This window comes from Bradyrhizobium sp. MOS003 (assembly GCF_003020125.1).
Lineage (GTDB): Bacteria > Pseudomonadota > Alphaproteobacteria > Rhizobiales > Xanthobacteraceae > Bradyrhizobium.
Genome location: NZ_PYFW01000001.1, coordinates 1,310,150 through 1,329,311, shown reverse-complemented (window position 1 = coordinate 1,329,311; position 19,162 = coordinate 1,310,150). Strand labels below are relative to the sequence as shown.

18 protein-coding genes are annotated in these 19,162 nt (G+C 65.6%); 6 read left to right on the top strand and 12 right to left on the bottom strand.

Going from position 1 to position 19,162, the window contains the following annotated elements; genetic code table 11:
• Positions 1 to 81: 81 nt before the first annotated feature.
• The 3 genes from C7G42_RS06360 (at position 82) to C7G42_RS06350 (ending at position 2,195) form a co-directional block, all read left to right on the top strand.
• The gene (locus C7G42_RS06360; RefSeq protein WP_106948147.1) at positions 82 to 870 is read left to right on the top strand and encodes an SDR family NAD(P)-dependent oxidoreductase; all 789 of its coding nucleotides are present in this window, start codon (positions 82 to 84) and stop codon (positions 868 to 870) included.
• A 126-nt stretch (positions 871 to 996) separates the two neighbouring features.
• Complete coding sequence (locus C7G42_RS06355; protein ID WP_106948146.1) at positions 997 to 1,434, top strand: hypothetical protein; 438 nt, start codon at positions 997 to 999, stop codon at positions 1,432 to 1,434.
• A 398-nt stretch (positions 1,435 to 1,832) separates the two neighbouring features.
• Entirely contained in the window at positions 1,833 to 2,195 is a 363-nt protein-coding gene (locus C7G42_RS06350; RefSeq protein ID WP_106948145.1) for a hypothetical protein, read from the top strand.
• Between the two features lie 103 nt (positions 2,196 to 2,298).
• On the opposite strand, the gene C7G42_RS06345 is transcribed toward C7G42_RS06350, so the two are convergent.
• The 4 genes from C7G42_RS06345 to C7G42_RS06330 all read right to left on the bottom strand — a co-directional run bounded on the left by C7G42_RS06345 (position 2,299) and on the right by C7G42_RS06330 (position 5,039).
• Positions 2,299 to 2,712: a VOC family protein gene (locus tag C7G42_RS06345; protein WP_106948144.1), complete on the bottom strand. Its 414-nt coding sequence runs from the start codon at positions 2,710 to 2,712 to the stop codon at positions 2,299 to 2,301.
• Between the two features lie 30 nt (positions 2,713 to 2,742).
• A complete protein-coding gene (locus C7G42_RS06340) occupies positions 2,743 to 3,282 on the bottom strand; it encodes an SRPBCC family protein (RefSeq protein WP_106948143.1) in 540 nt (179 codons plus the stop codon).
• A gap of 90 nt (positions 3,283 to 3,372) precedes the next feature.
• Complete coding sequence (locus tag C7G42_RS06335; protein ID WP_106948142.1) at positions 3,373 to 4,674, bottom strand: RNA polymerase sigma factor; 1,302 nt, start codon at positions 4,672 to 4,674, stop codon at positions 3,373 to 3,375.
• Entirely contained in the window at positions 4,671 to 5,039 is a 369-nt protein-coding gene (locus tag C7G42_RS06330) for a YciI family protein (RefSeq protein WP_063694117.1), read from the bottom strand. Before C7G42_RS06330 ends, C7G42_RS06335 begins: the two co-directional genes overlap by 4 nt.
• Before the next feature lie 144 nt (positions 5,040 to 5,183).
• On the opposite strand from C7G42_RS06330, the gene C7G42_RS06325 reads away from it, so the two are divergent.
• Both C7G42_RS06325 and C7G42_RS06320 read left to right on the top strand, forming a co-directional pair.
• Positions 5,184 to 6,149 carry a 2-hydroxyacid dehydrogenase gene (locus C7G42_RS06325; protein WP_106948141.1) on the top strand — a complete coding sequence of 322 codons (966 nt, stop codon included), beginning with the start codon at positions 5,184 to 5,186 and terminating at the stop codon, positions 6,147 to 6,149.
• A 124-nt stretch (positions 6,150 to 6,273) separates the two neighbouring features.
• Positions 6,274 to 8,241 carry a methyl-accepting chemotaxis protein gene (locus tag C7G42_RS06320; protein WP_158537568.1) on the top strand — a complete coding sequence of 656 codons (1,968 nt, stop codon included), beginning with the start codon at positions 6,274 to 6,276 and terminating at the stop codon, positions 8,239 to 8,241.
• 24 nt (positions 8,242 to 8,265) lie between these two features.
• Here the strand turns inward: C7G42_RS06320 and C7G42_RS06315 are convergent, their stop codons facing one another.
• Complete coding sequence (locus C7G42_RS06315) at positions 8,266 to 8,952, bottom strand: TetR/AcrR family transcriptional regulator (RefSeq protein WP_106948140.1); 687 nt, start codon at positions 8,950 to 8,952, stop codon at positions 8,266 to 8,268.
• Positions 8,953 to 9,055: 103 nt separating this feature from the next.
• Between C7G42_RS06315 and C7G42_RS06310 the strand changes: the two genes are divergently transcribed.
• A complete protein-coding gene (locus C7G42_RS06310; protein ID WP_106948139.1) occupies positions 9,056 to 9,700 on the top strand; it encodes a glutathione binding-like protein in 645 nt (214 codons plus the stop codon).
• Between the two features lie 851 nt (positions 9,701 to 10,551).
• Here the strand turns inward: C7G42_RS06310 and C7G42_RS06305 are convergent.
• From C7G42_RS06305 to C7G42_RS06275, 7 genes are all read right to left on the bottom strand, one after another.
• On the bottom strand, positions 10,552 to 11,856 hold the full coding sequence (locus tag C7G42_RS06305; RefSeq protein ID WP_106948138.1) for a TRAP transporter large permease: 1,305 nt from the start codon (positions 11,854 to 11,856) through the stop codon (positions 10,552 to 10,554).
• 31 nt (positions 11,857 to 11,887) lie between these two features.
• Entirely contained in the window at positions 11,888 to 12,481 is a 594-nt protein-coding gene (locus C7G42_RS06300) for a TRAP transporter small permease subunit (protein ID WP_106948137.1), read from the bottom strand.
• 10 nt (positions 12,482 to 12,491) lie between these two features.
• Positions 12,492 to 13,493, bottom strand: coding sequence for a TRAP transporter substrate-binding protein (locus tag C7G42_RS06295; RefSeq protein WP_106948136.1), 1,002 nt, complete (start codon positions 13,491 to 13,493; stop codon positions 12,492 to 12,494).
• Between the two features lie 33 nt (positions 13,494 to 13,526).
• The gene (locus C7G42_RS06290; protein WP_106948135.1) at positions 13,527 to 15,185 is read right to left on the bottom strand and encodes a hydantoinase B/oxoprolinase family protein; all 1,659 of its coding nucleotides are present in this window, start codon (positions 15,183 to 15,185) and stop codon (positions 13,527 to 13,529) included.
• Between the two features lie 2 nt (positions 15,186 to 15,187).
• A complete protein-coding gene (locus tag C7G42_RS06285) occupies positions 15,188 to 17,272 on the bottom strand; it encodes a hydantoinase/oxoprolinase family protein (RefSeq protein ID WP_106948134.1) in 2,085 nt (694 codons plus the stop codon).
• Positions 17,273 to 17,410: 138 nt separating this feature from the next.
• A complete protein-coding gene (locus C7G42_RS06280; protein WP_106948875.1) occupies positions 17,411 to 18,232 on the bottom strand; it encodes an NAD-dependent protein deacetylase in 822 nt (273 codons plus the stop codon).
• A gap of 290 nt (positions 18,233 to 18,522) precedes the next feature.
• On the bottom strand, positions 18,523 to 19,149 hold the full coding sequence (locus C7G42_RS06275) for a hypothetical protein (RefSeq protein ID WP_106948133.1): 627 nt from the start codon (positions 19,147 to 19,149) through the stop codon (positions 18,523 to 18,525).
• Positions 19,150 to 19,162: the final 13 nt, after the last annotated feature.

Sequence of the window (19,162 nt, the reverse complement as noted above, 5' to 3'; positions counted from 1 at the left end):
TTCTTGCCGGAACGAAAGCGCAGTAAAAGGCGCTGGCCGCCCGTGCGGCTTCCGTTTCCGACAGAAGGACAAGATCAGCCCATGCCTGCTTCTCCGCAAAAAGTCGCCCTCGTCACCGGAGCCGCGCGCGGCATCGGGCTTGCGACCGCGAAAAAGTTCCTGGCCGAGGGCTGGCGCGTGGCGCTGCTCGACATCGAGGGCGAGTTGCTCGGCCGCGCCGTCGCCGACATCGACCAAAGCGAGACGACGCTGGCACTGACCTGCGACGTCTCGGATTCAGCCGCGGTGAGCGACGCAATGGAGGCCGTCGAGCGCCGGTTCGGCCGGCTGGATGCACTGGTCAACAATGCCGGCATCGCGGTGTTCGCGCCGCTGATGCAAACGTCCGAGACCGATTGGCGCCGCGTAATCGAGGTCAATCTCACCGGCCCGTTCCTCTGCACCAAGGCGGCCGTGCCCCTGATGCGCGAGGGCCACGGCGGCGCCATCGTCAACATCACCTCGATCTCGGCCGTGCGCGCCTCGACGCTGCGCTCGGCCTACGGCACCAGCAAGGCCGGGCTCGCGCATCTCACCAAGCAGCTCGCGGTCGAGCTCGCCTCCCTCAACATCCGCGTCAACGCGGTCGCGCCGGGACCGGTCGACACGGCGATGGCGAAGCAGGTGCACACCAAGGAGATCCGCGCCGACTATCACGACGCCATTCCGCTCAACCGTTACGGCCTGGAGGAGGAACTCGCGGAAGCGATCTACTTCCTGTGCTCGGGCAGCGCGAGTTACATCACCGGACAAATTTTGGCCGTGGATGGCGGCTTCGATGCGGCAGGTATCGGTCTGCCGACGCTGCGCGGCCAGCGCCGCAACGGCTAGGCACGGAAATTGTAGGGTGGGCAAAGGCGCGCAAGCGCCGTGCCCACGACTTCTCCGCATTTGCGGCGCCAATGGTGGGCACGCTACGCTTTGCCCACCTACGGATTCGAGCTTGTGGAGTACTCCATGCAACGCGCTGCTTTTCTCAACGCCCTGATCCTTATATCCGCGCTGCTCGCCACCGCGCCTGCATCAGCCGAAATCCGCATCATCCAGTCTCCCGGCGGGCAGGTCGGGCCGTTCCTCGATCTGTTCGAGAAGGTACGTGAGAGCGGCGAGCGCGTGGTGATCGACGGTCCCTGCCTGTCTGCCTGCACGCTGGTGCTGAGCATCGTGCCGGGCGAGCGCATCTGCGTCACCAAGCGCGCCGTGCTCGGCTTCCATGCGGCGCGTTCGGTGGACCGGCGCGGGCGCTTCTATGCCGAGCCGGAAGCATCGGTCGCGGTCCTTGCCGCCTATCCCGGCCCCGTGCGCGACTGGATCAGCCGCCGCGGCGGCCTGAGCTCACGGCTTCTGCTGTTGAAAGGCCGCGATCTCGCCGCGATCTATCCGCGTTGCCGGTGAAGAACCCACTCACCACGGTTTGGCCAGCTTCAATAAAGAGTCTGAATCACCGGCACCAGCTTCATGCTGGCGCAGATGAGCATCCCCCAAAGAGCAAAATTGATCTGTAGCGCCGTCGCCATCGGTCGCTCCCCCTCTAAGTGACGTCCATCCCGGTTTGAAGCTTTTATGAATCATGAATAGCGATTCTGACGTGCAGATCACAGCCCAATTTTGTGTCAATTGTTGTGCAATGCAGTCCGCGGGGTTTCACGAAGTGGCCTCACTGCGCCCGCAAAGTGATGCGATTCGTGAGTTCGTTCCCTCAGCCATGACGGCCCATCCCTTGAGTTCCATTTGATCGACGCAGGTTCTCCACACGCAGCCTTGCGGATCGTGCACCGAAATCTGGATCCGGTATGATGCGACATGGCTTCATCTTGCTCACTTTCTGCACGGCGCTGCTTGGCTGCGCAGTCGCACCGGCGCAGGAGCGCCGCCCGATCGCATGGGACGGCCTCGGCCAGGACCCCAACAACGGCTCGAACCACCCTCATGCCGCGAAGCGTCGCGCGACGAACCTCGCGCCCGCGGCGACTGATCCCAATCAGGAACGGGAACGCGTGCTGGGCACCTTGCAGCCATACTCGGAGGCGTGGTGGGCGGTCCATGACGAGATCGAAGCGGAGAACGACAGGAAGCTCGGCACCAAGCTCGTGATCTGTCCTCGCTGCGTTCAGGCGCCACAGCAAGGCGAGGGCGTGACCGGATCGATCCGTTGAGCGCTCGCGATGGATCCGGGTATGACGCGATAAATTCAAGCCCCCCCTCTCTCGCAACGCTGGAGAGAGGGATCGCGGCTCATCATGCAGGCGGTCGCGCCCGTCACATTCCTTCGGCCGGGCAGTTCACCATCCAGGGAATCCCGAACTTGTCGACGCACATGCCAAAGCCCTTGGCCCAGAACGTCTTGCTGAAGGGCATGGTGACGGATCCGCCGTCGGCGAGCGCGTTGAACTTGCGCTCGCCTTCCTCGGTATCCCTGACCGTGAGCGAGATCGAAAAGCCTTGAGGCTTATGGAAATGCTCTGGCGGCGCATCGGAGGCCATCAATACGCTGCCGTCGGGCAGCGACATCCGTGCATGCATGATCGTCTTCTCGCGTCCGGGCGCGGCGGGCACGTCCGAGGGTGCCTCCGATGACCGCATCATCGCCTCGATCTTGCCGCCGAGCGCCTTGGCGTAGAAGTTGAACGCCGCTTCACAACTGTCTTGATAGAACAGATAGGGGTTGAGCATCGTTTCTCTCCTCTTCGTTTGCAGTGAGGCTCATTGTTTCTCGGCGAGCTTCTTCAGGCCGGCGAGGCCGGCCTCGAAATCCTTGCCGATCATGCTGTCCATGTTGATGAAGACCTGCATGACCTTGGACAGGAACGGGGCCGGACCGGACATCGCCCATGTCACCAGTGTGGCATCGCCCTGCGGCACAAAGGTGAAATCGGCAGTGTTGTGGCCTTCGAACGGACGTTCGAAGTCGAGCTTGATGCGGAGCTTTGACGCGGGATTCGCCTCGAGGATCTCCATGTGGCCGGCGCCGACATTGTTGTTGCCGTCCCAGGCGTAGGTCGCGCCCTTCCCTGCCGCAGCTCCACCGAAGGTACGCTTCATGGCGGGATCGCGGCTCTCATAGGGGGACCAAGCGGTCCAGCGGTGGAAATCGGCGACCTGCGGATAGATCGCGCCCGGCGGCGCCTTCACCGCGAGGCTGCGCTCGACGCGAAAGGTGTCGGGTTTGGTCAGAGCAAAGGCGAGGACGCCCGCAATTCCAACGGCGAGCACGATGGCGATGACGGCAATGGCTTTCAGCATGGATCGCTCCCTGGATACGGACCTAGGACGATGCAAGGGCGCCGGGGCCGACAACTCGAAGCGAGATTTTTGCCCGCGTTGTCCCGGGTGTCACGTCGCCTTCGCGCCCTGCCTGGCGCCGCCATTGGCCTGCTTCGGCTGGTTGTCCCGGATCAGGCGATCGATGTGCATGCGAATGTGGGCGGCTTCTGCGGAGGTGTTGGCAAGCGCGATGGCGCGGTCGAAGGCGACACACGCCTCGTCGTTGCGGCCGAGTTGCATCAGGAAGGCGCCGCGCACGCCGTAGAAATGAAAATAGTTGGCGAGCTTCGAGGCCAGCGGCTCGATCAGATCGAGCGCGGCCTGCGGCCCGCGCACCTTGGCGACCGCGACCGCGCGGTTGAGCGTCACCACAGGAGACGGCTGCACGACCTCGAGCGCGCCGTAGAGCAGGTCGATCTGCGCCCAGTCGGTCTCCTCCGGCGTCGCCGCTCGGGCATGCAGCGCGGCGATCGCGGCCTGGATCTGATACGGCCCGCTGCGGCGATGGCGCATCGCCTTGTCGATCAGCGCCAGCCCTTCCGCGATCATGGTGCCGTTCCACAGCGAGCGGTCCTGGTCGTCCAGCAGGATCAGCGAGCCGTCCGCGGCAAAACGCGCGGCACTGCGCGCATGCTGCAGCAAGCAGAGCGCCGTGAGCCCCATGATCTCCGGCTCGCTCGGAAACAGCCTGAGCACCAGGCGCCCCAGCCGGATCGCCTCCTCGCAGAGCGGCTTGCGGATCTCCGCGGTGTCGCCGCTCGCCGAATAGCCCTCGTTGAAGATCAAATAGATCATCGCCGCGACACCGGCGAGCCGCTCGGACCGCTCGATTGCGCCGGGCGTTTCGAACGGCGTGCCGGCCTCCGCGACCTTGGCCTTGGCGCGGGTGATACGCTGCTCCATCGCCGCGTCCGAGACCAGGAAGGCGCGCGCGATCTGCTTCACCGTGAGGCCCGAGACGATGCGCAGCGCCAGCGCGATCTGCTGCGTCGCCGGCAATTGCGGATGGCAGCAGATGAACATCAACCTCAAAATGTCGTCGCGGTAGTGCGAGCCGTCCAGCCGCTCGGCCAGCGCGCCTTCGGCGTCGTCGAGATCGGAAATCGCCTGGTCGTCCTCCGGCAGCGGCTGCTGCTTGCGGGTCCGGCGCACCTCGTCGATGGCGGCATTGCGGCCGACCATGATCAGCCAGGCCGCAGGATCGCGCGGCGGCCCGTTCTGCGGCCAGCTCTTGAGTGCGCGCAGGGAGGCGTTCTGGAACGCCTCCTCGGCGGTGTCGATATCGCGGAAATAACGCAGCAGCGCGCCGACGGCCTGGGGCCGCGCCGAGGTCAGCGCGGTCTCGATCCAGCCAGTGTCGGCCTCGCTCACGCCGAAATTCCTCCGGGCCGGAACACGCCGACGGGACGCACCTCATAGGCGCCACCGGGATTGGCAGCACCAAGATCGCGCGCGACGTCGAGCGCCTCGTCGAGATTCTTGCAGTCGACGATGTAGAAGCCGAGCAACTGCTCCTTGGTCTCGGCATAGGGGCCGTCCAGCACCAGCGGGGGATCTTCCTTGCGCAAGGTCGCCGCTGCCGTGGTCGGCAGCAGTCGCGCCACCGGCCCGAGCCGGCCCTGCTGGGTGAGCTTCTCCTGCACCACGGCGAGCTTCTTCATCACGGCCTCGTCCTGCTCCTTGCTCCAGGAGCCGACGAAGTCCTCATCGTGATAGCAAAGGATGGCGTAAAGCATAGGCGGCGCTTTCCTCGAAGGCTTGATTTGAAGACGCGCCAATATGCCCCGCCCCGACAGCGCTGCGGAAATAATTTGCAGGAAAAGTCCAGCAGATCGTGCCAAGGAGGGCCGTTGTAAGCGGAACCCAACGAGGCACTTCGAATGACCAAAGGCACCCTGGCCGTCCTGATCAACAGCACGCAGCAGAACTGGCTGCCGGAGCGCTGGAAGGCCCGGTTCGACGCGGTCTGCGGCGGACGTCGCGTGGTGCTGCTGCCGGATTCCACGCTCGATCCGGCCGAGGTGCACTATGCCACGGTGTGGAAGCCGGTGCCGGGCGATCTCGGCACTTTTCCCAATCTGCGGGCGATCTTCAATCTCGGCGCCGGCGTCGATGCGCTGATGGCGGACAAGAGCCTGCCTGACGTGCCGCTGGTGCGCGTCGCCGTGCCCGACCTGACCGGCCGCATGACCGAATATGTCGTGCTGCACGTGCTGATGCACCACCGCCAGGAGCTCTACTTGCGCGACTCGCAGCGCGCGAAGCGTTGGGAGCCCAGATATCAATGGCCGGCGAGCGCGGTCACGGTCGGCGTCATGGGGCTTGGCACGTTGGGGGCGGATGCGGCCGAATTGCTGCGCCGACTCGGCTTCCGTGTCGCCGGCTGGAGCCGCAGCCCGCGCGCGATCGATGGCGTCGAATGCTTCCATGGCACCGCAGGCATGGATGCCTTCCTGCGCAAGACCGACATCCTGGTGTCGCTGCTGCCGCTGACGCCGGAGACACACGGCATCCTCAACCGCGACGTCTTCACCAGGCTCAACCGCAACAGTCCGCTGGGCGCGCCGGTGCTGATCAATGCCGGCCGCGGCGGCTTGCAGAACGAGGCCGACATCCTCGCCTGCCTCGACGATGGCACGCTGGGCGCCGCCTCGCTCGACGTCTTCGTGCAGGAGCCGCAGCCGGCGGACAGCCGGTTCTGGACCCACCCCAAGGTGGTGCTGACGCCGCACAACGCAGCCGACACCGACGCGGACGCGATCTCGGCCTATGTCGCCGAGCAGATCGCGCGCTTCGAGGCCGGCGGAGCGTTGGAGAACGTGGTGGATCGGGCGCGGGGATATTGAGGCTGAAGCTGACTCCCCACACTTGCGTCGTCCCCGGCTGGTGCGCTCTGCCGGTATCCCGTTCACTCTCTTTTAGCGAGAAACCGATAGTGCTTTTAACCGACGGTCAACGAACGAGTCGGACATGCGCGCGAGCCTCGGCCTCAGGATGCGGATTACGGTTGCCCTGGCGGTGACGGCGGCGGCGACGGCCCTGTTCGCCGTGCTGGGGGCGATGTGGATCATCGCGGGGATCATCGACCGCGCCGACCAGCGCGAATTGCACAGCCACTATGACGCTCTTCAATCGCGCATCGCCGAGGAATCGCACCGGGCGGCCGCCATGAGCGCGATCGTGGCCGCGATGCCGGCGACGCAGGACGCGATGGCCAAACAAGACCGCAACGCCCTGGTCGGGCTTTTCGGGCCGGTGTTCGCCGCGACCAAATCCGAATACGGCGTCGAGCAGTTCCAATTCCATGTGGCGCCGGCGACCTCGTTCCTGCGTGTGCACCAGCCCGCCAAATTCGGCGACGATCTTTCCGGCTTCCGCAAGACCGTTCTGGTCGCCAATCAGGAACATAAGGTCGTGATCGGCCTCGAAGGCGGCGTCGCCGGACTCGGCATCCGCGGCGTGGTGCCGATCGCGCAAGGGGCCAAGCATCTCGGCTCGGTCGAATTCGGCCTGACCTTCGGCCAGTCTTTCCTCGACGATTTCAAGACCAACCGCCATGTCGACGTCGCCTTCCACCTCGCCGACGGCTCCGGCTTCAAGCTGTTCGGCGGCACGCTGAAGGGCAAGAGCTTCTTCGACGCGGGCGACTACGGGCGCGCGACCGCAGGCAGCTTCACCGTGAAACGGGCCAAGCTCGACACCACGCCGGTCGCAGTGCTGCTCGGACCGATCAAGGACTTTTCCGGAAAGCCGCTCGGGGCCGTCGAGCTGGTGATGGACAATGCCGATTACGAAGCCTCGGCCGACCGCGCCTGGTGGCTTTCGATCGCGATCGCCGCGATCGGGCTCGTGCTTGCCGCCATCGTCGGCTATCTCATCGCCCGCAGCATCTCGCGCCCGATCCTCTCCATCACGTCGGTCATGCGCGAACTCGCAGACGGCCGGACCGACGTCACGATCCCCGCCAGCAAGGCGAACGACGAAGTCGGGGCGATGGTGAAGGCGGTCGCGGTGTTCCGCGACAACGCCGTCAACTTCGGCAAGCTCCAGGCCGAGCAGCTGGAAGCCAAGGCGCAGTCCGAAGCGGAGAAGCGGCGCGCCTTCGCCGCGCTTGCCGACAATTTCGAGGCCAGCATCCGCGACGTCGTCACCACGGTGTCCTCGGCTGCGGTCGAGATGGAGCATACGGCGCGGTCGATGTCGGCCATCGTCGAGCAATCCCGACAGCAGACGCGCGCGGTGTCGTCGGCCTCGACACTGGCCTCGGAGAACGTGCAGACCGTCGCGGCGGCGGCGGAAGAGCTGTCCTCCTCGATGACCGAAATCAGCCGGCGCCTTGCCCACGCGACCGAGGTGGTCGGCAAGGCCGCAAGCGACGGACGGCAGTCGAATGCGCGCGTGCAGAGCCTGGCGGAGGCCGCGCAGAAAATCGGCGACGTCGTCTCCTTCATCAACGGCATCGCCGGCCAGACCAACCTGCTGGCGTTGAACGCGACCATTGAAGCGGCGCGCGCGGGCGAAGCCGGCCGCGGCTTTGCCGTGGTCGCTTCCGAAGTCAAGGCTCTGGCGACGCAGACGGCGAAGGCGACCGAGGAGATCGGGGCACAGGTCACGGCCGTGCAGGGCGAGACATCCGGCGCCGTGGACGGCATTCAGTCGATCTGCGTGACGATCCAGCAGGTGGATGAGATCTCCGCCGCGATCGCCGCGGCCGTCGGCCAGCAGGGCACGGCGACGCAGGAGATCGCACAGAACGTCCAGCAGGCGGCGGCCCGCACCGGCGAAGTCTCGCAGAACATCTCCGGCGTCACGGCCGGCATCGCCGCGACGGGCACAGCGGCCGAGGAAGTGCTGGGTTCGGCGATCGAGCTGTCGAAGCAGTCGCAGCGGCTGCGGGACGAGGTGGATCGCTTTCTCGCACAGATCCGCGCGGCTTAGTGACGCGCGGGATCGCGCGACAGCTCAGGTCTTGGCGCCCGCTACCACCATCACGTCAATCGCCCCCTTCACGATCGCCTCCAGATCCTTGCGCGGCACGCGGGCACGCGAGCGGATGGCGATGGTGTGGACGGTGGCTGATGCGACCTGCGCCAGCACCACTGGATCGGCACTCTCCGGCAATTCGCCCTTCTCCCTGGCGCGGCGGAAGCAGTTCGCAAAGGCCTTGTCGAGTTCGGTGAGACCGTCGAGCACCATGGCGCGGATTTCGGGATCGCCAACGGCTTCCGACGCCGCCGTCACCACCGTGAAGCAGCCGCGCGGGCCGGTCTCGCCGGACAGATAGATGTTCAGCGCGGAGGCAAAGATGCGCTCCAGCCGCTGGCGCACCGGCATTTCCTCGCGAAAGATCGCGGCCATGGAAGCCCGCGCTTCCTCGCGGTAGCGCTGATAGCTCTTGATGTAGAGCTCGCGCTTGTCGCCGAAGGCACCATACAGGCTCGGGCGATTCATCCCGGTCGCTTCGCTGAGATCATCGAGCGAGGTCGCGGCAAACCCCTGCGTACGGAACAGATCCAGCGCCTTGCCGAGGGCTATGTCAGGTTCGTAGGCGCGCGGGCGTCCGCGACGCTTAGGTTCGCCGCGGCGCTCGGGTTCGCCGCGGCGCTCGGGTTCACTGGCAGCAGCTGGCGGCTTCGATTTTTGTACCATTTCGCAAACTAATCCTTGACCGGTCCCATATTATGCAAGATGGTACAAAAATCAATCTGGCCAGGTTGAGCGAAACCGCAAGAATTGCCCAAGGAGGCTACAGATGGATCTCTATTTCTCGCCGCTCGCCTGTTCGATGGCAACACGCGTCGCGCTGTACGAAGCCGGTGCCGAGGCGAACTATCTCGAGGTCGACCCGCCGACCAAGAGGGTACTGAGCGACGGCTCCGACTTCCGCTCCGTCAATCCGATCGGCCTGGTGCCGACGCTGCGCACCGACGAAGGCGTGATCCTCACCGAGAACGCAGCGATCCTGCAATACGTCGCCGACCGTTTCCCGCAATCGGGGCTCGGCGCCGCCGAGGGTATCGATCGCACCCGGCTGCATCAATGGCTGTGCTTCATCGGCACCGAGTTGCACAAGGGGCTGTTCGTGCCTGTGCTCGATCCCAAGGCGCCTCAAGAAGCCAAGGCCTACGTGCTCGCGAGGAACCTCTCGCGGCTCGACTATCTCGACGATTACCTGAAGGGGCGCGACTTCCTGCTCGACCATTTCAGCGTCGCCGACGCCTATCTCGTCACGGTCATCAACTGGACCATGGCGACGCCACCGATCGAGCTCTCGAAATGGCCGAACGTGAAGGCCTATTACGAACGCCTGCGCCAGCGGCCGTCGGTCGCGAAGGCGGTTGCGGAGGAGTTCGAACTCTACAAGGCCGAGCTCGCGCGCAAGAAGGCGGCGGCGTAGGCCGGGTTGGTCCACCTCTCTCGTGTCCCGGACGCGCTGCAGCGTTCTTACGCTGCTGCGCAGAGCCGGGACCCAGCTCGCTGAACATCCGCTGATGCATGGGCTCCGGCTCTGCAGCGCACCACGCCGCGAAGACGCGGCGCGCTGCGCTGCGTCCGGGGCACGAGACCGCTGTTGGGCGATGACACGATTGCTCATCCTCGCGGCCTGTTTCGCCCGAGCGTTGCTGTGGTCTTCGCCCTCTTCGAAAGCAAGGGCGCAGGGAAGGCCGGGCGCCGGCTGGCACCCGAAGTCCCGCGTGTGCTAAGAACGCGCACGGGGTGGACGACAGGTGTTGCCGGTCGCCCGGCCTTCCCTGCGCGATGGTTCTCACGGTGTCCTTCGTGCTCTCCCCGGGGAGCGTTGCACTATTGCCCCCGTCGCCTTGCGGATTTCAGATGTGCGCACCGGTCGGCGGCACATCACCACATGACTTGACGCACAGACCCCGGGCGTCAGGACCACACGACTTCTCCGTCCGCGCACGTCCCCATCCGCGTTCCCGACTGCTGGCGTGCGCTCGCCATCGAGACCGGACAGAGACGCTGTCAGCGCCGTGTCGTACCGCGCCTGCCGCTGCTCACGGTTTCCCGCCCTGCAACCACATTGCGCGCCGACGCCGTCGCGGCCACCGCATCCCGGCCCGCGTCTCGTGACGATCGCGAAACGCCCCTTGTGGCGGGCGGGATGGCACAGCTTGTACGGCAAAACCGAACTTCTGTAAATACGAATATTTTGACGCAGGGCTATCGACCCAGCGCTGGCGTGTTTTGCCCGTCGGGCACCACGACGGATGGTAGGCGTCGGTCGGTTTACCCGTACAGCACCCGCGGGAGGATCGTGACGATGCCGGGCCACAGCGTCAGCAGCAGCACGAAGCCGACCATGATCATCAGATAGGGCATCGTGACGCGCGCGATGTAGCCGAGGCCGTCCTCGGTCAGGCCCTGGATCACGAATAGGTTGAATCCGACCGGCGGGGTGATCTGCGCCATCTCGACGGCGAGCACGAGGAAGATGCCGAACCAGATCTCGTCGAAGCCTGCCCCCTTCACGATCGGCAGCACGATCGGCAGCGTCATCACGATCATCGAGAAACCGTCGAGGAAACAGCCGAGGATCAGGTAGAAGATGATCAGCACCACGATCAGCATGAAGGGCGACAGGCCGAGGCCCTTGACGAAGGCCGCGACCGCTTGCGGAATGCCCAGGAAGGCCGCGGCATTGCCGAGGATCGATGCGCCGAGCACGATCAGTGCGATCATCGAGCAGGTCACGACCGAGCCGATCAGCACGTCGCGCATCACCTGCTGCGACATCGAGCCTTGCGCCCAGGCCACCAGCCCCGCGCCGAGCACGCCGACGGCGGCGGCCTCCGAGGGCGTCGCGAGCCCGCCATACATCGAGCCAAGCACGCAGGCGATCAGGAACAGCGCGGGCGCAAGATCCTTCAGCGCCGCGAAACGCTCGACCCACGGCACCTGCGAGAGCTTTGCCTCAGCCTCCGGCACCATGGAGGGCTTGAGCGTCGTGTGCAGCATCACCCAGCCCATGAAGGTGGCCGCCAGCAGCAGGCCGGGCAGCACGCCGGCGGTAAAGAGCTTGAGAATGGAAACGTCGCCGAGCACGCCGTAGATGATCATGATGTTGGACGGCGGGATCAGGAAGCCGAGCGTGCCGGCGCCGGCGAGCGATCCGATCGCGATGTCGCGCGAATAGCCGCGGCGCAGGAGCTCGTTGAGCGACATGCGGCCGATCACCTGCGTTGTCGCGGCCGAGGAGCCCGAGATCGCCGCGAAGATGGTGCAGCCGATCACGTTGACATGCAGCAGGCGGCCCGGCAGCAACCCCGCCCACGGCGCGAGGCCCTGGAACAGCGAGCGCGACAGGCGGGTGCGAAACAGTAGTTCGCCCATCAGGATGAACAGCGGCAGCGCCAGCAGCTCCTGCGTGGTCAGGATGTTCCAGGCATATTGCGGCAGCAGCTTGTCGAGCGGGATCGAGCGGAACATGGCGAGCAGCAGCGTCGCAGTGAGCGCGAGCGTCAGGCCGATCCACACGCCGCAGGCCAGAAGCGCGAACAGGATCGCAAACAGGGCGACGACTTCGATGGTCATGGGAGCTTGAATCCGGGAGCGAGCAAAGCTGTCATTCGACGGGCGAGGCCTTCATGCGATGGTCCTCCAGCGGCAGGCCGAGCACGGCCTGGATCGCGCGCGCCAGGAATTGCAGCGTCAGCAGCAGCATGCCGAAGGTGACGACGGCTTCCGGAAACCACAGCGGCGTGTCGCTCGAGGTCGAGACCTGGCCGCGCACATAGGCGCCGAGAGCGAACTTCGCCATCGCCGAGGTCAGGAACGCCATGAAGGCAAAGCCGGCCGCAGCCGACAAGATCTCGAGCGCGCGCTGCAGCGGCGCAGGCGCGTTCTTGAGCAGCAGCACGACACGGATGTGGCCGCCGACGCGCAAGGTCATGGCGGCGCCGAAGGTGAAGGACGCCGCCATCAGGTAGGAGGAATACTCCCAGGCGATCGAGATCGTCGGAGGGAAGAACGGCAGGAAGTTCGAGAGGAAGCGCGTTGCGACCTCGCACAGCATCAGCAGGGTCAGCGTCAGCAGGCAGCCGCCGCCAATCCAGCCGTCGAGCCGGCCGAGCCGGTCGATACCGTCGAGCAGGATGCGCAGCGGCGCGGGCGCCGCTGCATTGAGGCTTTGCGATGCTTCGGACGAAACGCTCACCACGGTGCTGCCCTCAGCCCCGCTTCATTTCGGCGAGATAGGACCGCACCGGCTTGTCGGCTGCCGGCACGCGCTTGAGGAAGGCGTCGAGCTGCGGCGCGGTCTTGGCCCGGATGTCGGTCATCATCGCGTCCGAGACCGGCACCACCTCCATGCCGCCTTCCTTGAGACGGTTGAGGCTGTCGACGTCGGCCTTGAGCGAGTTGGCCCAGAAGCCGGGCTCCATCTTCGCCGCGATGTCCGCGACGAGCTTCTGCTGGTCCGCCGGGAGTGCCTTCCAGGAATCGAGATTGACGGTGAGCATCTGCGACGACCAGACGTGATTGGTCGGGTAGACATATTTCAGGAATTCCCAGAACTTGCCGTCGACGCCCGACACCGACGAGGTGGAGACGCCGGCGACCGCGCCGGAGGCGAGCGCGGGGATCGTTTCGCCCCAGGGGATCATCACCGCCGCCATGCCGATGGCGTTCAGCATGTCGACCGCATTCTTGTCGGGCACGCGGATCTTGATGTTCTTCAGGCCCTCGACGTCGGCGACTTTCGCCTTGAGATGCAGATACTGCGTCGGCCACGGCACGATGTAGAGGATCTTCTGATTGTTGCGCGCGGCGATCTTCTCGTATTCGGGCCGCACGTATTTGTGCAGCACCTTCAACTCCTCCACGGAGCCGCAGAGGAACGGGATGCTCTCGACGCCCATGAAGGGCTCGTCGCCGACCTGCTGGATGTTGAGGACGTCCGCAAGCGGCACCAGGCCGTCGCGCACGGCGCGCAGATGCTCCGGCCCCTTGAAGCCGAGCTGGCCACCGGCCTTCACGGTGATCGCCACCGCGCCGCCCGTCTGCTTCTTCACCTCTTCGGCGAAGGCAAAGGCGTTTTGGGTGTGGAAATTGCCGTCGGGCCAGACCGTCGACATGTCCCAGTTCGTCGTCGCCGCGCGAGCGCGGGTCGAGATGTGGCCGGCGGCGAGCAGCGTCGCGGCGCCCGCAGTGAAGTTACGTCGCGTGATCATAGAGCCCCTCCATTTACCAAACGCACCGACGCGTCAGCGCGCGTACCCATAAACTGCAACCGCATTGTCCGCGGAGACGAGCCCGCTTTCGACATCGGCCTCGACCGCCGCGCGATCGCGCGTCCCGGGCGCACCGATGCCGGCGCCGCCGGGCGTGAGCACCACCAGCCGGTCGTCCGGCGGCACCTGCTGGAAACCCTTGCCGCGCAGCTTCTTGCCGGACTTCAGGCCGACATAGCCGGCCTCGCCGTTCTTGCCGCCGTCGCGGCCGCGCGGCGGATGATCGATGCGGTCGAAGGCCGCCAGGATGTCGAACGGCGCATCGACGCCGCTTCCGACCTCGATGATCTGGCCGAGGCCGCCGCGGGTGCGCCCTGCCCCGCCGGAATCCGGGCGCAGCTCCTTGCGCCAGAAGATCAAAGGCGTCTGCGTCTCCGCGATCTCCACCGGCGTGCCGCGCACGCCGCTCGGATAAGCCGTCGCCGACAGGCCGTCCTTGGCGAACCGCGCACCGGTGCCGCCATTGGAGGTGACCGCCATCGAGAATCCGTAATTGCCGCCGACGCCGCTTCGCGTCTGGCCGCGCACATTGAGATTCCACAGGCAGGATGTGCCTTCGGCCGGCACACGCTCGGGAATGATCTGGCGCAGGCAGCCGAACACCACGTCGGGCAGCATCTGGCCGATGATGTGCCGCGAGGCGACCGGCGCCGGCTTCGGCGCATTGAGGATAGCTCCAGCGGGGGCCGACACCGTCAACGGCGACAGCGAGCCGGCATTGTTCGGGATCTGCGAGGCGACGACGCAGCCGAGCCCGAACACGGTGTAGGCGATGGTGTAGGACAGCGGCACGTTGATGCCGAACTTCGAGGCAGCTGACGTGCCGTCGAAATCGACATGAATGCCCGTGTCCGAAATCGTCAGCGTCGCGGCGAGGGTCACCGGCGCGTCGTAGCCGTCGACGACCATGGTGTTGCGCCAGCTGCCCTTCGGCAGCTTTGCGATCTCGGCGAGCACCGCCTCGCGCGAGCGGTCGCAGATGTAGTCGCCGAGCTCGTCGAGCGTATCGATGCCGAACTCGGTCATCATCTCGACAAGGCGCTCGCAGCCGACGTCGTTGCAGCCGGCCAGCGAATAGGTGTCGCCTTCGGTGTCGATCGGCAGCCGCGTGTTGGTGCGGATCATCGCCATCAGCGTCTCGTTGACGACGCCCTGGTCGATCAGCTTCAGCATCGGGATGTAGAGCCCCTCCATGAACACGTCGGTGGCATCAGGACCGAAGCCGATGCCGCCGATGTCCATGAGATGGCTGGTGCAGGAGAACAGCGCGACCGGCTTGCCGTCCTTGAAGCAGGGCGTGGTGACCACGAAGTCGTTGAGGTGGCCGGTGCCCATCCAGGGATCGTTGGTGATGTAGGCGTCGCCCTCCTTCATCGTCTCGATCGGGAAGTGGTTGATGAAGTGCTTGACCGATTCCGCCATCGAATTGACGTGACCGGGCGTGCCGGTCACGGCCTGCGCCAGCATCCGCCCCTTGAGGTCGAACACGCCGGCCGAGAGATCGCCGCATTCGCGCACGATCGGGCTGAAGGCGGTGCGGAGCAGCACCTGCGCCTGCTCCTCGACCACGGCGATCAGCCGGTGCCACATGATCTGGAGATCGATCAGGCTCGCGCCGTTTGACTTGCTCATGATCAGGCTGCCTTTCGTTCCATGACGATGCTGCCGGCACCGTCGATATGGGCGTCGAAACTGTTGGAGACGAAGGTGGAGGTCTCGTCCTCCGCGATCACGGCGGGGCCGGCAATGGTCGCGCCCGGCGCCATGTCCTCGCGGCGATAGAGCGGGATCTCGATCACCTCGCCTGCCCGGCCGTCGAAGAACTTGCGGCTGCCGCTCGCCTTGCCGGCGGGCTTCCGCGCGACGGCGGCGACGGCGGATGGATTGCGGGCATCGGTGGTCGCAAGCACCGACCAGCTCAGCACCTCGATCGCCGCGCCCGGGATCGACCGCTCGAACATCGCGGAGTAATCCGCCTCGAATTTCTGGCGCAGACCGGCGAGATCGGCCGTCGTCAGCCGGCGGTTCGGCAGCTCGACCGAAATCTCATGGCCCTGGCCGACATAGCGCATGAAGGCGGAGCGACGTTCGCGCACCGGCGCACCGGCGGCGCCCGGCTCGACCAATGCGCGCGCCTCGGTCACCATCTCCTGCAGGAGATCCGACACCGCCTCGGTGTCGAAATCATCGAGCCGGACGTGGCGGCTGCGCACCAGTTCGTAGGCGATGGGAGCTGCCAGGAATCCAACGGCCGAGCCGACACCGGCATTCGACGGCACGATCACCCGGGAGACGCCGATCTTCTCGGCAACCCGCGCCGCATGCAGGGGCGCGGCACCGCCGAAGGCGATCAAGGTGTGCTGGCCGACGATCTCGCCGCGCTCGACCGCATGGACGCGCGCCGCACTCGCCATGTTCTCGCAGACGACCTCGTGCACCGCATAGGCCGCAGTCTCCGCCGACAGGCCGAGCGGCTCGCCCACGCTGCTCAGCAGAGCCTTTTTCGAAAGCTCCGGATCAAGCTTGATCGTGCCACCGGCAAATGCGTCGGGATCGATCATGCCGAGCGCGACGTCCGCATCGGTCACCGCCGGACGCAGGCCGCCACGGCCGTAGCAGGCTGGTCCCGGCTCCGAGGAGGCGCTCTCGGGGCCGACGGTAACGCGCTTCATCGCGTCGACATGGGCGATCGAGCCGCCGCCGGCGCCGATCTCGACCATCTCGATCACGGGAATGCGCACCGGCAGGCCGGAGCCCTTGAGAAAGCGCGCGGCGCGATCGACCTCGAACACGCGCGAGGTCTCGGGCTGGTATTTTTCGATCAGGCAGATCTTGGCCGTGGTGCCGCCCATGTCGAAGGACAGCACCTTGCTCTCGCCGAGCCGTGCCGCGATCTGCGCCGCGAAGATCGCGCCGCCGGCAGGCCCGGACTCGACGAGGCGCACCGGGAAGCGCCGCGCCGTCTCGATCGAGGTGACGCCGCCACCTGACGTGACGAGATAGATCGCGCCGCGGAACTGCTCGACCTGCAAGGCATCAGCCATGCGGGCGAGATAGCCGTCGATCAAGGGTTGCACATAGGCGTTCGCGACCGCAGTCGATGTGCGCTCATACTCGCGAATCTCCGGGCAAACGGCCGAGGACACGGTCACGGAGATATCAGGCATCTCCTCGGCCAGGATCGCGGCTGCGCGTCGCTCGTGCTCGGGATTGGCATAGGAGTGCAGGAAGGCGATCGCGACGCTCTCGACGCCCAGCTCACGCAATCTCGGCGCGAGTGCGCGCACCGAGGCTTCGTCGAGCGGGAGACGGACGGCGCCATGGGCGTCGACGCGCTCGGGCACGGTGAAACGCAGACTGCGCGGCGCCAGCGGCCTCGGCTTGTCGATGGTGAGATCATACTGGTCGTAGCGGCTCTCGGTGCCGATATCGAGCACGTCGCGAAAGCCTTCGGTCGCAATCAGCGCCGTCTTGGCGCCACGGCGCTCGATGATGGCGTTGGTCGCGAGCGTGGTGCCGTGAATGAAGACGTCGATGTCGCTGATATGGGCACGCGCGTCGGCGAGAATGAGACGCATTCCATCCAGCACCGCCTGCTCGGGACGCTGCGGCGTCGTCAGCAGCTTGCGCGTCTTGCGATCCAAACCCACGTCCAGCACGATGTCGGTAAACGTGCCACCGATATCGACGGCAAGCCGCACCTCGGCTCCCTCAAGCATTCCAAATTCTCCGGCTGATCGTCGAAACTGTCGTCGAAAACGCAGCAATTTCCATGCCATGGATGACTGGGAATGCCGCGCCAAGCCATTCTGCTTGGCACCCATGCAATAGGCAAGGCGTGTTCGCGAGCCCAGCGATCAGAGCAGGAATGCAAGCGCCGCCTCGCAGCGCTCCTCGACCTTGAGCGTGAGGAGATCGTCGGCGCGGGTGCGTCCGAGATTGACGGCCGCAATCGGGATATTGCGCTGCGCGGCAGCCTGTACGAAACGGAATCCGGAATAGACCATCAGCGAGGAGCCGACGACGAGCATGGCATCGGCCTGCGCCAGATGATCCTGCGCGGTGGCGACGATGTCGCGGGGGACGTTCTCGCCGAAGAACACGACATCGGGCTTGAGGATGCCGCCGCAGGCTTCGCAAGCAGGCACCTGGAAGGACGAAAAATCCTCGTGCTCCAGATCAGCGTCGCCGTCGGGTGCATCGGCCGCATCGAGCGTCAGCCATTCCGCATTCGCGCGACCGAGCGCCTGCTGAAATTCATCGCGCGGCATCTTGCCGCCGCAGCCCATGCAGCGAACCAGGTCGAGACGGCCGTGCAGGTCGATCACCTGGCGGTGGCCGGCGGATTGATGCAGCCGGTCGACGTTCTGGGTCAGCAGCATCCCGCACCGCCCGTTCGCCTCGAGCTTAGCCAGCGCATGATGCGCATCGTTTGGGCGAGCTTGGCCGAACCGCCGCCAGCCGATCAGGCTGCGCGCCCAATAGCGCTGGCGCGTATGCGCCTCCGACATGAAGGCCTGGAAGTTGACCGGCTGGGTCCGCTTCCAGTTGCCGTTGCTGTCGCGATAATCGGGAATGCCCGAATTGGTGCTGCAGCCGGCGCCGGTCAGCACGAACAGTTTTTCGTGACGATCGACGAAATCCCGGAGCGGATGGTTTGGCGGCGGAGCATTGGTCATGGCGCATGATGTAGTTCGCGTCGCGAAATTTGCCAGATCACGCCCGCCGGGCAGCGCGGCCGAGAGCGAAATCGGACCACCACCCCCGACCGTCGCGCTGCCGTTCTCGGCAGCCGCGAGCGCGTCGCGGAGTGTCCGCTGCGCCTCGGACGCGACTGCAGCCAAATTGCCGTTTCGCTCGGTCAGCAACGAGGCCTCGTCCAGCATGGCCCGCCCGGCGCATTGTTGAAGACCATGCGCCCGTTCGGGGCGACCAGGAAGACGGCCGCCGAAGCAGTTCCATTCGCCGATCAGTGCGTCGCTGACGGAGCAGACTGTTTCGAAGTCACGCCGGGTTTCGTCGTCACCTGCTTCTGCGAGACCACGGCATTGACCGCCGGCGCTTCAGGCGCAGGCGGCGCGACCGGCGCGGACTGACCGACCGACAGAGACACGCCGAACAGGCGCCATTGTCCTTCGACCGGTGCAAACAACAGCTCGAAATTCACCTGCGAGGGCACGGATGGAAAAAATCCTGCCATGTGCAACAGGCCGTTCGCCTCGATCTGCGGCAGCAGTGACAATTGTGGATCGATGACGGCGACGCCAGAGAGGTCGAGCTTGTCGCCGCGCTGCTTGACAAAAATCTCCGCTAGCCTCGCTGCGGTGTTGACCTGAAATCCGGGCGCGCCGAGATCGCGCAACACGGTATAGTTCCCGGTCTTGTTGGCGTGATCGAGCGCGAGCAGCGTCGACCGGATCAGCATCAGCACGCCGTTGCGGTCGATATTGGCCGGCTTTGCTGCGGCTTGCGGCTGCGTGGCCGGGTGTGGCTGCGGCTGCGGCGAGGCCTGCTGCGCAGACGTCGTCACCGCACCCAAAATCAGGAGCCCGAGAACCAATAGCCCAAGGCCTGCGCTTACCCAACGAAGCGTCATTGCAAACGCGTTC